We start from the raw sequence: 15304 nt of genomic DNA, 5'->3' as shown, positions 1-15304 counted from the left end.
AAATTTATCGAGCAGAGCTCGATAAAATCTGGGCGCAAATACGCTAAGGCGCATTTGATAAGAGCTAAAGTCAATCAGTCTGAGAAAAACAGTTCGTTTCTCTTAGACTGATTTTGCATTTGTGTGATCTCCTTTAGAAAGCTGCCTACCGCTTTCAGGATATTGAAATACTGTCCGCAAAAGCGGAATACTATCTAGCTCGACTGAGATACTGCCCGCAAAAAAGAAATACTATCCAAATAAGCGAAATACTTTCTATTACCTTTGAATTTGGTCCGTATTAGTGACTATTTTTATTGGAAACAGCAAAGGACAGCAAAAAAATGCCGCCTGCGAATGAACGCAGGCGGCATTTTTTTGGTTATAGTATGTTAAATTTCCATGATGATTGGCAAAATCATTGGACGTCTTTTTGTTCTTTCATATAAGAACGGCAAAAGTGTGTCCGTTATTTCATTTTTAATTTCTGACCATTGTGTCGTTTTTCGGTCCATCACTTTGTTTAAATGTTTGGCAAGCATTCGTTGTGCTTCATTGATCAAATCTCCAGATTCTCTCATGTAGACGAAGCCACGAGAGATGATATCCGGTCCAGCAGCGATTTTATACTGATCCATGTCAATGGAAACAACGACGATGACAAGACCTTCTTCTGATAAGATTCGGCGATCGCGAAGGACGATATTGCCAATGTCCCCAATTCCGCTCCCGTCGATGTATACAGATCCAGACGGAATTTTACCCGCAACGTCTGCACGATCGGAACTGAGTGCAAGGACATCTCCATTATCCATAATAAAGCAATTTTCTTCGGGAACCCCGCAGTCGACAGCCAACTGCGCGTGCATTTTCTGCATTCTGAACTCTCCGTGGATCGGAAGGAAGAATTTCGGTTTTATGAGCCTAAGCATCAGCTTTTGTTCTTCTTGGCCGCCGTGTCCAGATGTGTGAATATTGCTCAACGGGCCCGCAATGACGTCAGCGCCGGCACGATATAAAAGGTTGATTGTTCGATTGACGCTGTTTTTATTCCCAGGGATAGGCGAGGATGAAAAGACAACGGTATCTCCAGGATGAATTTGTATTTGACGATGCGTTCCGTTGGCGATACGTGACAATGCAGCCATTGGTTCACCCTGACTTCCAGTACAAAGAATGGTCACCTTATTTGCAGGGAGCCTGTTAAGCTGTTGTGTATTAATGAACGTATCCTTGGGAGCGCGGATATATCCCAATTCTTGACCAATTTCTATTGCTGCTTCCATACTTCTTCCAAAAACAGCAATTTTTCTGTCATTAGCCACAGCTGCGTCCGCTACTTGTTGCAATCTGTGGATATTTGATGCAAACGTTGCGAAGATGATTCTGCCGTCCACTTTGCGGAAAATATCTTGAATGCTTGCTCCGACCTTGCGCTCGGACATGGTGAAATGAGGTACTTCCGCATTTGTACTGTCCGATAGCAGACAGAGGACGCCTTCTTTTCCGATTTCCGCCATTTTTGTTAAGTTTGCCGGTTCTCCTACGGGAGTAAAATCAAACTTGAAATCCCCAGTGTGAACGATATTTCCCGGAGGGGTCTTTACAACAATCCCATATGAATCAGGGATACTGTGGGTTGTCCTGAAAAAAGAAACTGATGTCTTTCTGAATTTGATGACATCTTCTTCCCTGATTTCATGTAGCGTGGTTTTACGAAGAAGACCATGCTCTTCAAGTTTGTTCTTAATCAGCCCCATGGCAAGTTTTCCTGCATAGATGGGGATGTTGACTTCTCTCAGCAGATAAGGGATACCTCCAATATGGTCCTCGTGACCATGTGTAATGAAAAGTCCCTTTATCTTATCTTCATTTCTTACTAAATAAGTGTAGTCCGGAATGACATAGTCAATTCCAAGAAGCTCATCCTCAGGGAATTTTATCCCAGCATCGATCATAATGATCTCATCTTGGAATTGTACTCCATATGTGTTTTTGCCGATTTCACCCAAACCGCCCAGGGCGAAAACAGCCGTCTGATCATTTTTTACAAACTTCATATCCTATATAGTCTCCAATGTGAAGTTCGGACTGTTCTTTTCATATTCCAGATAAGATCCTTCCAACAATTGAATAAGTTCGATATTGATTTGGCGGTCTTTCAGATGTCGGCGTACGTCCAACTCGCTTTCAGCTTTAATAAATAAAACTTTCGTATTTTCCCGTACAGGCATTTCCATCAAGCTTTCCTGATAGTACACTTTATAGATCATCACTTTCTCTCCTTAACTCCGTGTTCAAATTCCAATATTCTCTATTATATTAAAAAGCAGCAATGAATGCATGTTTTTAAACGCGTGCAGTTTTAAAAAGGGAAATCATATATAATAAAAGAATAAGCCCTCTAAAATAAAGAGGGTTTGTAAATGGCTGTATTTGAATCATCAGGCAATTGTCTTTTTCTTGAGTAAATCTTTCCATTGTTTTAAAAGCTTCCGTCTTAGCTTCTTAAACATGGTGAATCACTCCTTACTATCCATTTTAACCGATTTTTGTCCAAAGTAAAAGCATCTTGGCAATTGCATTCTCTTTTTGTGCAAGTTTATTTGTTTTATTATATGCTGAAAACACAATGATCTATCATGGATATCATTGGAAAAAAGATTATTGGATGTGAAGTTTAAAATGAAAAAAATTGTCTTTTTTGATATCGACGGCACATTGTTGGATGGGGATAAAAATCTGCCTGACTCAGCAAAGGATGCTGTTCATGCATTGCAGAAAAACGGCATTTATACAGCTATTGCAACTGGACGGGCACCCTTTATGATATCTTCATTGCTCAAGGAGCTGAACATAGATTCCTACGTTTGCTTTAACGGGCAATATGTTGTCTTTGAAAACAAAGTGATTGCAGCAACCTCCATCAGCACAGAGGTTTTGAAAGACATTGAAGAATCAGCCAATAAGCATGAGCATGCCCTCGTTTACCTGAACGAAAATACGTTAAAAACAAATGCTAAAAATAATGACCGCATAAGAAAAAGCCTAGGGTCGCTTAAGATGGCGTATCCCGGATATGATCCTGAATTTTACATCAAAAAGGATATATATCAGGCACTGCTATTTACTAAAGAGAATGAGGCAGGATATTTAACTTCCTTACCGGAAATATCGTTTGTTAGGTGGCACGAGCTTTCGCTTGACATTATGCCAAAGGGAGGGTCAAAAGCAAGGGGAATACGGCAATTGATTGCTCGTCTTGGATTTAGGATGGAAGATGTTTATGCATTTGGGGATGGTATGAATGATATTGAAATGCTGCAGGAAGTGGGAACCGGAGTGGCCATGGGCAATGCGCATGATATAGTAAAAGAACATGCGGACTTTGTAACAACAGATGTAGAGAATGATGGAATTGTAAAAGGGTTAAAAGAAGTTGGGCTTCTAGCCGATTCATTCGAAGCAGCCCCAAGCCCCAGCCGTTTATAGCGCTTGACATAATCTTTGTGCGGCTGGATAGGCCGCGACAGTCTTTCGCTTGCTTGAATTTGTACTCCTCTAGGTCAGAGATGGGTATTAATCATTTATCTGCAAACTGAGCGTTTTTTATTTTCTTAGACGATAAAAAAATCCGGATAGTCCGGATTTAATTTTCGATAGGGATTGCCCCTTCTTTGAGTTGAAAGGGGTTCTTTTCGTCAATGTGGTCATAAAACATGACGCCATTCAAGTGATCGAGTTCATGCTGAAAGACGATTGCCGGCAGACCGCGCAAGCGAAGCTTTATTTCCTCTCCTTTTTCATTATAGCCTTTGACAGTAATTCTTGCATGTCGTTGAACGTATCCTGGTATACTTCGGTCAACTGACAGGCACCCCTCGCCTGATGTCAAATAAGACTTCTCTACCGAATGGCTAACAATTTTCGGGTTGATGAAAGAATAATCGTGTTCCTCCCCTTTTTCATCGTTCAGCCGCATGACAAACATTCGTTTGGATACATTGATTTGGGGTGCGGCAAGGCCGACTCCACCACGTATTCCATATTTTTCACTGATGACTGGATCTTGACTGTTTATCAGAAATTCCTTCATGCTTTTCAATGTTTCTATGTCAGCGGGATCAGGTGGGAGCGGCACCTCCTTGGCGATTCTCCTTAAAGTAGGATGCCCTTCTCGTATGATATCCTTCATTAGTAGCATTGTATTTCCTCCTGAAATGTTTCTTGTAAAAATCAGTTTACCAAATAAATATGTATAAAGAAAAGGGGAAGTGTCTGTTTAATGAGCACTGATTGAAAAGAAATGCGGGAATGTTTTGTTCAGTGTTGGAGAACTGGATGATGCCCAGGAGCCATTACTGAAATTGTTGCAAAGAAGTCTTATGCGCCTGAGAGCGAGGGACCGAAACAGACAAGGTTTTTAATCAAACTTATATTTTTTCCTGACATCAGTCTGTTGTAAATTCTTTTCCATGCGCTTATAGTAGAAACTATGGTAATGATGGGAGGAATACCGGTGAAAAAACGTCATTTAGCAGCAATACTGCTGGCCTCTTCAACTTTCATATCTGCATGTGGAAGCCCAGAGGAGCAAATACATAAGAGTCTTGAAGAAACGGTTGTTCTGGAAAAAGATTTTGAAAAGCAGCAAAAGCCTTTGATGAAACTGGAAAAAGAAGAAAAGTCTTTATTTGATGAGATGATGAATCTTGGCATGAAAAAGTTCGATGAAATTGTTTCTCTTTCTGACAAAGCCCTTACCAATTTGGATAAACGCGAAGAGTTGCTAGCCAAAGAGGAGGAAGCGATGGCAACTTCCAAAAAGGAATTTGATAAAATCGATGGTCTTATTGGCAAACTAAAGGATGATCAGCTAAAGGGAAAAGCCAAAGAGCTCCAAGAGTTAATGAATCAGCGTTATGACAGCCATAAGCAGCTTGTTAAAGCTTATAATGAGGCAATTAAACAAGACCGTAAGGTCTATGAATTGATGAAAGACAAAGAGTTGAAGCTGGAAACCCTGGAGTCTCAAATCGAGTCAGCCAACCAGGTGCAGGAAGATGTTCAGGCAGCAAATGAACTGTTCAACAAATTAACCGATCAATTCAATGAAGGGAAAGAAAAACTTTATAAAGAGGCAGGCATAATCAGCGATTAGGGCTGCTAATTGCAGGGAACGAGTGCATCGTTCTCTTTTGTTTTTTTAAAATATAAATACTATTTACAGAAGTCGCCAGCCACTTATGAAGCGATTTATGTTGTATAACACCTTGAAGTTTTTTTGTTTGTGTATAATACAGTGATTCACTTTTTTATAATACAGATATTGTTTAAATTCTATTCGGGTCAAAAATGATGTGCTTTTTAGTACTATAATCATTGACTTAAAAGACGTTGTCATGTAATCTAAAAAACGAGATATACAGATAATTGTATTATAAAACGGCAAAAATCAATTAATACAGTTTAAGATGCGGGAGAAAAGACTGGTTTTTAGCACAGCATTTGTGGAAAACATATAGAAATGGGCCTTTTCATTAGTTGAACATGCCGTTTAGGGTATTCTAATCATAAAAGCCAAAATGAGAAAAACAAAGAAAGGATTGGTGGTTTCGATGGCTTCAAAGGCGAAGGCAGCTAAATTTGATGCAATTAAAGCGCTAGAAAGCATTGAAGAAAAGTTTGAAATGGTGCAAGTTTTAAATGAAAAAGGGGAAGTGGTCAATGATGAAATGATGCCTGACCTTTCCGATGACCAACTGGTGGAGCTCATGAATCGGATGGTTTACACAAGGATTTTAGACCAGCGCTCCATTTCCTTGAATCGTCAGGGGCGCCTAGGATTCTATGCTCCGACTGCTGGACAAGAAGCATCAGCTATCGCATCACATTTTGCATTTGAAAAAGAGGACTTTATTTTGCCAGGTTACAGGGATGTACCGCAGATTTTTTGGCATGGGCTTCCTTTGTATAAAGCGTTCTTGTTCTCAAGGGGACATTTTGTCGGAAACCAAATCCCTGAAGATGTCAATGTGATTCCACCACAAATCATTATTGGAGCTCAATATGTTCAAGCTGCAGGCGTGGCTCTTGGGCTGAAGAAGCGAGGAAAGAAAGCGGTGGCTGCTACATATACCGGTGATGGTGGTTCTTCACAAGGGGACTTCTATGAAGGTATTAACTTTGCTGGCGCATTTGGTGCTCCTGCTGTTTTTATTGTACAAAATAACCAATTCGCTATTTCCACTCCACGTGAAAAGCAAACTGCTGCAACAACAATAGCTCAAAAGGCGGTTGCTGCTGGTATTCCTGGGATTGTTGTTGATGGGATGGATCCGTTGGCGGTATATGCAGTTGTTCGTGAAGCGAGAGACCGTGCTATCAATGGAGGAGGTCCGTCCTTGATTGAAACTATCTGCTACAGATACGGTCCACATACGATGGCTGGGGACGATCCAACTCGTTATCGTACATCTGATACAGATAATGAATGGGAAAAGAAAGATCCAATTGTCCGTTTTAGAAAGTATTTGGAAGGCAAAGGCCTTTGGAATGAAGAAAAAGAGAACGAAGTGATAGAAAAGGCGAAAGAAGAAATCAAGCAGGCAATCAAGCAAGCAGATGATACGCCGAAGCAAAAAGTTACAGATTTGATTTCAAACATGTATGAAGAACTTCCATATAATCTGCAAGAGCAGTATGAAATATATAAAGAGAAGGAGTCGAAGTAAGCCATGGCGCAAATGACTATGATTCAAGCAATAACTGATGCGCTTCGCACCGAGCTGCGCAATGATGAAAACGTCCTTGTGTTTGGAGAAGACGTAGGGGTAAATGGCGGCGTCTTCCGTGCGACTGAAGGGTTGCAAAAAGAGTTTGGAGAAGAGCGTGTATTTGACACTCCTTTGGCTGAATCCGGTATTGGCGGCCTTGCAATTGGACTTTCTACTCAAGGCTATCGCCCTGTTCCGGAAATCCAATTTTTCGGGTTCGTATACGAAGTGATGGACTCCATCAGTGGGCAAATAGCACGCTGGCGCTACCGTACAGGCGGCTCTTATCATGCGCCGATTACGATTCGCTCACCATTTGGCGGAGGTGTTCATACGCCTGAGCTGCATGCAGACAGTCTGGAAGGCTTGATGGCTCAGCAACCAGGTTTGAAAGTAGTAATTCCATCTACACCGTATGATGCAAAAGGGTTGCTCATCTCTGCTATTCGCGATAATGATCCTGTTATTTTCCTTGAGCATATGAAATTGTATCGTTCCTTCAGACAGGAGGTTCCTGAAGAGGAATACACGATCCCGCTTGGAAAAGCTGAAGTGAAACGGGAAGGAAATGATCTTTCCATCATTACGTATGGTGCAATGGTTCACGACTCTATTAAGGCTGCAGAGGCACTTGAAAAAGAAGGGCATTCGGTGGAAGTCATCGACCTTCGCACTATCAGCCCACTTGACATTGAAACAATCGTCCAATCGGTTGAGAAGACAAATCGGGCGATTGTAGTGCAGGAAGCGCAGAAGCAAGCGGGAATTGCTGCAAATGTTGTGGCAGAAATCAATGATCGTGCCATTTTAAGTCTGGAGGCACCGGTACTAAGGGTAACAGCTCCAGATACAGTGTATCCTTTCTCCCAAGCAGAACCAGTTTGGCTTCCTAGCCACAAGGATATAATTGAAACTGCAAAGAAAGTGCTTGAATTTTAAAAAACAAAAAGTGCAAATGTCTATTTATCAACGTGCAGGCTAAAGCGTCTTTGACTTTTTGTAGGAAAAGGTGCAAAACCTGCTGTCAATAAGCGCTGAACGCAAACGAATCGATAGAGGAAATGAATCATAAGCTATGTATTTATCATTTCTTAAGTAGACAATCTATAGGGAATACGAATAATAGGAGGGTGAAATACATTGTCATTCCAATTTAGGCTGCCTGACATCGGCGAAGGAATTCATGAAGGCGAAATAGTCAAATGGTTTGTGGAACCAGGTAAAAAAGTTGAAGAAGATGATGTTCTATGTGAAGTTCAAAATGATAAGGCAGTGGTTGAAATACCTTCACCGGTTGCTGGAACGGTAGAGGAAATTCTCGTCAACGAAGGTGAGACTGCAGTTGTTGGAGATGTGCTCATTAAGATCGATGCACCAGGATATGAGGATCTCCAATTCAAGGGTGATCATGGCGAAGGTGAAACCGAAGCGGATGAACAACCACCAGCTGAATCAGGACAAGCAGACGCTGAACCAAAGGAACAGGCGGCGAAAAACGATGCTGTAGCTCAACCTGAAGTAAATGAGGAAGAGGCTTCAGACAAGCGGGTTATTGCCATGCCTTCCGTAAGGAAATATGCGCGAGAGAAAAATGTTAACATCCAGGCTGTCAGCGGTTCAGGGAAAAATGGACGAATTTTAAAGTCTGACATTGATGGGTACTTGAATGCGCCAGCAGAAAAAGAGGCTGCAACCGAAGTGCAGGAAGCACCGAAACAAGAGGAGAAACAGCAGAAGAAAGCTCCTGTTATTCCAGAAGGCGATTATCCTGAAACAAGAGAGAAAATGAGCGGCATCAGAAGAGCGATCGCAAAGGCGATGGTCAACTCTAAACATACAGCACCGCATGTTGCACTTCTTGATGAAGTCGATGTAACAGGACTCGTTGCACACCGCAAGAAGTTCAAAGGAATTGCGGCTGAAAAAGATATCAAACTTACTTACCTTCCATATGTAGTAAAGGCTTTGGTAAGTGCATTGCGTGAGTACCCTGCATTGAATACATCTGTTGATGATGAAAAAGAAGAAATCATACAAAAGCATTACTACAATATTGGAATTGCTGCTGATACCGAAAGAGGTTTGCTCGTTCCTGTCGTAAAACGTGCAGATTCAAAATCAGTTTTTGCTATCTCAAAAGAGATCAACGAATTGGCTGATAAAGCAAGAACAGGAAAATTAGCTCCGAATGAAATGAGCGGCGGTTCCTGCACAATTACAAATATTGGTTCTGCTGGAGGGCAATGGTTTACGCCAGTCATCAATCATCCGGAAACGGCTATCCTCGGAATAGGACGAATTGCAGAAAAACCGATAGTGAAAAATGGTGAAATTGTTGCTGCACCTGTGTTAGCATTATCATTGAGCTTTGACCATCGGATTATTGACGGCGTAACTGCACAACAGGCATTAAATCACATCAAGCTGCTGTTAAGTGATCCTGAACTTTTACTAATGGAGGCGTAAAGTATGGTAGTAGGAGATTTTCCAATTGAGACAGACACGATTGTAATTGGTGCCGGACCTGGCGGGTATGTTGCGGCTATTCGGGCTGCTCAGCTTGGCCAAAAAGTGACGATTGTTGAAAAAGGGGAACTGGGAGGAGTTTGCCTAAATGTAGGATGTATTCCCTCAAAGGCTTTGATTTCAGCGTCCCATCGTTTCCAAGAAGCCAAAAATTCAGAAGACATCGGAATCACAGCGGAGAATGTCAATCTTGACTTTGGTAAAGTTCAAGAATGGAAGTCCGGAGTGGTTAAAAAACTGACTGGCGGTGTCGAAGGGCTTTTGAAAGGAAACAAAATCGATATTGTCAAAGGTGAAGCTTACTTCGTCGATGCAAACAGCATTCGTGTGATGGATGAAAACTCTGCACAAACATACACATTCAAAAATGCCATCATAGCGACAGGATCCCGTCCTGTTGAGATTCCGGGCTTTAAATATTCAAAACGCGTGCTTGACTCTACAGGTGCAATCAACCTTGATGAACTTCCAAAGAGTCTGGTTGTAATCGGTGGAGGATATGTTGGTATCGAACTAGGATCTACCTATGCAAATTTTGGTACTGAAGTGACAATCATTGAAGGCACGAAAGATATTCTTGGCGGATTCGAAAAGCAGATGACTTCGCTTGTCAAACGCAATCTGAAAAAGAAAAATGTAAATGTCGTTACGAATGCCCAGGCTAAAGGCGTCGAAGAGACCGATCAGGGAGTAAAAGTAACATATGCTGCAAAAGGTGAAGAACAAACCATCGAAGCAGATTATGTACTTGTGACAGTAGGAAGAAAACCTAATACGGACGAGCTGGGCCTTGAACAGGTTGGAGTCAAGATCGATGATAAAGGGCTTATTGCAGTTGACAAACAGCTCAGATCTAATGTTCCAAGCATCTATGCGATTGGTGATATTGTCGAGGGGCCTAAGCTGGCACACAAAGCTTCCTATGAAGGTAAAATCGCTGCTGAAGTTATTGCAGGGCAATCCTCCGAAGTCGATTATATCGGTATCCCAGCAGTCGTCTTTTCAGAGCCTGAACTGGCTTCTGTCGGATATACTGAACAACAGGCAAAAGAAGAAGGCATTGAAATTGAGGCAGCTAGGTTTCCGTTTGCGGCAAACGGTCGTGCGCTGGCGCTTAATGCAACAGACGGCTTTGTCAAACTGATTACTCGTAAAGAGGATGGATTGATTATTGGCGGGCAAATTGCAGGAGCGAATGCTTCTGATATGATCGCTGAAATCGGACTTGCCATTGAAGCAGGCATGACAGCAGAAGATGTGGCTATGACCATCCATGCTCACCCAACCTTGGGAGAAATGACGATGGAGGCAGCAGAGGTGGCTCTCGGAACTCCTATCCATATTATTAAATAATGATTCAAAGAACCCATGGAATTTCAATTCGAAGTTTCATGGGTTTTTCTTTGCCCCGGCTACGACGGACAGGACGTGCTAGTGCAAGCGAAGCGACAGGATGTCGCGTTCTGAGCCTGCCAGCGCCTAGCCTCTCGAGAAGCGTCTTGTGCTTTTCGAGGCTGACCAAGGCGCTTCCGCTTTTCTTAATAAAAAAGGTTTAATATAATCAAGAAAGTGCATATGCTCCATACAGGGGTCCTGTTATATTCTGAAAAGTTGGTGACATACAATGAAAAAATATGTGGCACTTCTTTTGCAGTTGATGGTATGGAGCGGTTTTACACTTGTGGAGTGGCTCTCGGGGCGTGATCATATCCTCGCAAAGGCTATACTATTTTCCGTGTTTTTTTATCTTGCTTTCTTAATTACGAGAATGATAGTCAAATCGAACAAAACCACCTTTTTTATAACCATAACAAGCTTGGGCACTTATGCAGGGATTCATCTCTTACTGAATACGTTATATAGATCGACGGTTTTTTAGGCTTTAGAGGCAACTCTTTACTCAGATCTGCAAGCTTTTAGAGTAGGTAAATCTGCTTGGAGGAAAGTTTGAGTTTCAAGAACAATGATGATTCTCCTATATCTATCCAAGGGAAAGAAAGTTATAATAAAGTAAATTCATATTTTAATTTTTAGGAAGGAAGACAGTGATGAGGAAGTTTTTCACCATGACAGCGGCAATACTGCTTTTGGCTGCCTGTGGTACGGAGAAATCGTCACATGAGGACAAGCCAGCCAGTGATGGATCAGCCAAACAGGAAGTAAGCGGAAATAAACAGGAAGCGGAGGGAAAGGAAGATAATCAGCCAAAAGATGATTCCACGCAACAAGCGGACATCGATGTTTCTCCGGAATATAAAGTGAATCAAACCACCTTTGCTTTGGAGCCGATTGGAGAGGCGAATCCCAAAGTTGCACTTTTGACCATTGACGATGCTCCTGATGAACATGCGTTGGAAATGGCCAAAACCTTGAAGAAACTTAATGCACCGGCTATTTTTTTCGTCAATGGGCACTTCATCAATTCTCCTGAAAAAGAAAAGGTTATTAAAGAGATACATGACCTTGGATTTATTATCGGAAACCATACATATTCGCATAGTGACTTGACAACCCTTCCAGAAGAAAAACAAAAGGAAGAAATTTTGTCTGTAAATGAAATCGTGGAAAAAATCATAGGAGAAAAGCCGAAATTTTTCCGTGCCCCTTTTGGCAAGAATACAGATTACAGCCGGCAGATCGTTGCTGATGAAGATATGCTGCTGATGAATTGGACATACGGGTATGACTGGGAAAAAGAGTATATGACAGGTGAAGCCATCTCGGATATTATGGTTAACACACCTTTGCTTCAGGACGGTGCTAATTTGCTTATGCATGACCGCGAATGGACGAATGACGGATTGGAAAAAATTGTGGAGGGGCTACGTGATAAAGGATACGAACTTCTAGACCCTAACTTAATTGATACAGAAACGGAATAATCTCCTATTGTGTGAATTGTGACATACAAATTGGGCTTGATAAACAGGATGTGTTATATTATTATGACTTTAACGAATAATCGCCTTCAAGCCATTTCACAGGAAGGATGGAGAAGATGGGGATCATCATTTGCCAGGAGTGCAATGCGACCATCGATTATGTTGAAGATGAAAAAGTGACAAAATTGTATTCCTGTTGCTGTGAATGCTATGGAAAAACAGATGAAGACTGACTGAAATGTGGAGCATCCCAGACGGGGCGCTCCTTTTATTTATCATCCAACCGAGAATACTCGCGACTTCAGTCGTGTAGATGAATCGGCTTTTGTTTAGATAAATGAGATCTAGTACAAATGTTAAAATAGTATAGAGATGTCTGTCTATCAAAGCAATGAAGTGAGGTGAGTCCAATGCTGCGGCACAAAGCCTACAAGTTTCGTATATATCCAACGAAAGAACAAGAAATCTTAATTGCTAAAACCATCGGTTGTTCAAGATTTGTCTATAACCATTTTCTTCATCGTTGGAATACGGCGTATGCTCAAACTGGAAAAAGCTTGTCCTATGAGGTTTGTTCTGCCTTACTTACTCAAATGAAAAGGGAAGAAGCCACTTATTGGCTGAAAGAAGTAGATAGTACGGCTCTTCAATCCTCTCTAAAAAATCTGGCGGATTCTTTTTCTCGTTTTTTCAAAAAACGGAATCATCGACCGAGATTCGAAAGTAAAAAAATCCTGTTCAAAGCTATACAACCAAAAATGTGAATAATAGTATTGAACTGAAAGAGAAACACGTGAAGTTGCCCAAGCTAGGTCTAGTGGCTTTGGCTAAAAGTCAAGAACCGAAAGGGCGTATCCTGAATGCCACGATTCGCCAACATGCGAGCGGGACATTCTTCGCGTCTTTGTTATGCGAAGAAGAAATCCACGAGCTCCCTAAAACAGGCTTTGCGGTTGGCGTTGACTTGGGGATCACTGACTTTTCGATGGTCGCAAAATCGACAATAATCGATTCACTTCCAGAATGGAAAAGAAACTCAAACGCGAGCAACGGAAGTTGTCCAGACGTGCCCTCCTCGCTAAGAAAAAGGGTGTCAATCTCTTTGAAGCGAAAAATTATCAGAAACAAAAACGTAAAGTGGCTAAGCTGCACGAAAAAGTCATGAATCAGCGTACCGATTTTTTGAATCAGCTCAGTACAGAGATCATCAAAAACCACGATATTATCTGTATAGAAGACTTAAACACAAAAGGGATGCTGCGCTTTTGTTCTAATTTGCCCCAAAATAAAAAAGGAGAGATGATGGAATGACAAAGTGGAAAACAAGAGTGACAGATTTACTCAATATCAAGTATCCAATTATACAAGGAGGACTGGCTTACTTAGCCTATGCTGAATTGGCTTCAGCGGTTTCCAATGCTGGCGGCTTAGGACAAATCACAGCTATGTCACTTTCAACTCCTGAGGAGCTGAGGGAAGAGATAAGGAAAACCAGAGCAATGACCGACAAACCCTTCGGTGTTAATTTTTCCATTGGACAGCACGGACGCCCCTTTGAACATATGCTTGAGGTAGCAGTAAAAGAAGGGGTTGGAGTGGTTTCTGTTACGGGTGGAAATCCTACCGGATTTTTCCAAGAACTAGAAGGGGTAGATATAAAAAAGCTCGTCCTTGTCGCAGCGAAACGCCAGGCAATAAAGGCAGAGGAACTTGGGGCAGATGCTGTCATGGTTGTCGGACAGGAGGGAGGGGGACATATCGGTAGGGATGATACCGGTACATTTATCCTCATTCCAACGGTTGCCGACGCGGTAAAAATTCCAGTCATAGCTTCCGGCGGGATTGCAGACGGCAGAGGGGTTATGGCGGCTATGAGTCTCGGTGCGGAAGGAATTGAAATGGGTACGAGGTTTATAGCCACAAAGGAATGTGTTCATGCTTCAAAACAATATCAGCAAGCTATTGTTGATGGGGCTGAAACAGATACAGAGATTATTAAAAGAACACTGAAAGCGCCCGGGCGGGTCATCACAACCCCATTATCAAAAAAGATTATTGAACTTGAGGAATCCGGAGCAGGCTACGAAGAGCTGAAACAGTATATAAGTGGAACAGCCAATAAAAAATATATTTATGAAGGCAAACCGGAACAAGGATTCGGGTGGGCAGGACAGGCAGTGGGTTTGATACATGAGGTTGTAAGTGTCGAAGAGCTCATGAAAACAATCATAGAAGAAGCTGAAAAAATTCGTGTGAAATGGAGTGTTCATTAATGGATTACCAATATCCGATTTCCCAACATTGGTCAACTGAAGAAATTGTGGACGTTATCCGTTTTTTTCAATCAATAGAAAAGGCGTATGAAAAAGGTATCGAAAGGAGTGTCCTAATGCAAGCGTACCGACGTTTTAAAGAGATTGTACCGGGGAAAGCAGATGAAAAGAATATTTGTAATGAATTTGAAGAGGTGAGTGGTTATTCAGCTTATAAGGTCGTTCAAAAAATGAAACTGGCTTCTCCTGAAGAGAAAATACGGTTATAGACAACTGGCATCATCAGACAGAGAACAACATGAGTTTATGAATATCGACAAATGGGTATTTAACTATTAAATAAGGATTCATTCGTAATCATCCTAGGTATGTGCACAATTTTGTTACCGGCAATCAGTCGGCAACATACGATAAAGTAAGCGAATGATAAGGTAAGCACTTGCCACTAATCTCGGAAGGAGTGTTTATAATGAAGCAAGTCGTCAACACTTATCGAAAGAAGGTAGTGGACCAACAGAAACTGGCTGTTCTTCACCTAGAGTTGAACTATGAACTCGCAGTTCTCTTTGATGCAATGCAAGAAAACAACGAAGAAATGAAGGCAAAAGCGAAGCGTAAACTAGAAAGGATCCGTGCTGAATTGATAAAGATGCAAGCATTATAATGATGTTTTTGCAGGTGAAAAGGATAAAATAGATTTAGACGGCGAACTCTCTTCCGAATTATTAAATGAAAGAGTTCGTCTTTTTGTGAATGAATTTGGGATAAAATAAGGAAAATGTACCGAGGGACACAGGTGCCGCTAAAAGGACTCCTTTCTGTCGATCGCCTTTTTGAAAGTTCATCTGTTATTCCTTGAAAAGATGGT

Annotated in this window: 14 protein-coding genes and 1 pseudogene; 12 read left to right on the top strand and 3 right to left on the bottom strand. The window is 41.6% G+C overall.

The genetic code is table 11. From position 1 onward, the window contains the following. Positions 1-371: 371 nt before the first annotated feature. Together rnjA and D5F11_RS06050 are read right to left on the bottom strand one after the other, a co-directional pair. On the bottom strand, positions 372-2039 hold the full coding sequence (rnjA, locus tag D5F11_RS06055; RefSeq protein WP_120115308.1) for a ribonuclease J1: 1668 nt from the start codon (positions 2037-2039) through the stop codon (positions 372-374). Between the two features lie 3 nt (positions 2040-2042). Then, the gene (locus D5F11_RS06050) at positions 2043-2252 is read right to left on the bottom strand and encodes a DNA-dependent RNA polymerase subunit epsilon (protein WP_120115307.1); all 210 of its coding nucleotides are present in this window, start codon (positions 2250-2252) and stop codon (positions 2043-2045) included. 412 nt (positions 2253-2664) lie between these two features. On the opposite strand from D5F11_RS06050, the gene D5F11_RS06045 reads away from it, so the two are divergent. After that, a complete protein-coding gene (locus D5F11_RS06045; protein WP_120115325.1) occupies positions 2665-3471 on the top strand; it encodes a Cof-type HAD-IIB family hydrolase in 807 nt (268 codons plus the stop codon). Between the two features lie 157 nt (positions 3472-3628). Here D5F11_RS06045 and def read toward each other — a convergent pair whose 3' ends face one another. After that, positions 3629-4183, bottom strand: coding sequence for a peptide deformylase (gene def, locus D5F11_RS06040; RefSeq protein ID WP_120115306.1), 555 nt, complete (start codon positions 4181-4183; stop codon positions 3629-3631). A gap of 315 nt (positions 4184-4498) precedes the next feature. Here def and D5F11_RS06035 point away from each other — a divergent pair, with 315 nt between their 5' ends. The 11 genes and pseudogenes from D5F11_RS06035 (at position 4499) to D5F11_RS05980 (ending at position 15100) form a co-directional block, all read left to right on the top strand. Next, complete coding sequence (locus tag D5F11_RS06035; protein ID WP_120115305.1) at positions 4499-5140, top strand: YkyA family protein; 642 nt, start codon at positions 4499-4501, stop codon at positions 5138-5140. 457 nt (positions 5141-5597) lie between these two features. After that, positions 5598-6713 (top strand): pyruvate dehydrogenase (acetyl-transferring) E1 component subunit alpha, encoded by a 1116-nt coding sequence (gene pdhA / locus D5F11_RS06030; protein WP_120115304.1) that lies wholly within the window; start codon positions 5598-5600, stop codon positions 6711-6713. Between the two features lie 3 nt (positions 6714-6716). Further along, a complete protein-coding gene (locus D5F11_RS06025) occupies positions 6717-7694 on the top strand; it encodes an alpha-ketoacid dehydrogenase subunit beta (RefSeq protein ID WP_120115303.1) in 978 nt (325 codons plus the stop codon). Between the two features lie 201 nt (positions 7695-7895). Beyond that, the gene (locus tag D5F11_RS06020; RefSeq protein WP_120115302.1) at positions 7896-9221 is read left to right on the top strand and encodes a dihydrolipoamide acetyltransferase family protein; all 1326 of its coding nucleotides are present in this window, start codon (positions 7896-7898) and stop codon (positions 9219-9221) included. A 3-nt stretch (positions 9222-9224) separates the two neighbouring features. Then, positions 9225-10634 (top strand): dihydrolipoyl dehydrogenase, encoded by a 1410-nt coding sequence (gene lpdA / locus D5F11_RS06015; RefSeq protein ID WP_120115301.1) that lies wholly within the window; start codon positions 9225-9227, stop codon positions 10632-10634. Positions 10635-11329: 695 nt separating this feature from the next. Further along, the gene (locus D5F11_RS06005) at positions 11330-12163 is read left to right on the top strand and encodes a polysaccharide deacetylase family protein (protein WP_120115299.1); all 834 of its coding nucleotides are present in this window, start codon (positions 11330-11332) and stop codon (positions 12161-12163) included. A gap of 116 nt (positions 12164-12279) precedes the next feature. Then, positions 12280-12396, top strand: a complete 117-nt coding sequence (locus tag D5F11_RS06000; protein WP_120115298.1) for a GapA-binding peptide SR1P — start codon at positions 12280-12282, stop codon at positions 12394-12396. A 177-nt stretch (positions 12397-12573) separates the two neighbouring features. Further along, positions 12574-13426 (top strand): annotated as a pseudogene (locus D5F11_RS27275) (RNA-guided endonuclease TnpB family protein); the annotation flags it as partial. 44 nt (positions 13427-13470) lie between these two features. Further along, on the top strand, positions 13471-14436 hold the full coding sequence (locus D5F11_RS05990) for an NAD(P)H-dependent flavin oxidoreductase (protein ID WP_120115297.1): 966 nt from the start codon (positions 13471-13473) through the stop codon (positions 14434-14436). Then, positions 14436-14705: a UPF0223 family protein gene (locus D5F11_RS05985; protein WP_120115296.1), complete on the top strand. Its 270-nt coding sequence runs from the start codon at positions 14436-14438 to the stop codon at positions 14703-14705. The genes D5F11_RS05990 and D5F11_RS05985 overlap by 1 nt, the downstream gene beginning before the upstream one ends. A gap of 200 nt (positions 14706-14905) precedes the next feature. Further along, positions 14906-15100, top strand: a complete 195-nt coding sequence (locus D5F11_RS05980; RefSeq protein WP_120115295.1) for a hypothetical protein — start codon at positions 14906-14908, stop codon at positions 15098-15100. Positions 15101-15304: the final 204 nt, after the last annotated feature.

Source organism: Siminovitchia terrae, assembly GCF_003605405.2.
GTDB classification, from domain to species: Bacteria; Bacillota; Bacilli; order Bacillales; family Bacillaceae_C; genus Siminovitchia; species Siminovitchia terrae.
This window is presented reverse-complemented; position numbering and strand designations above follow the sequence as displayed.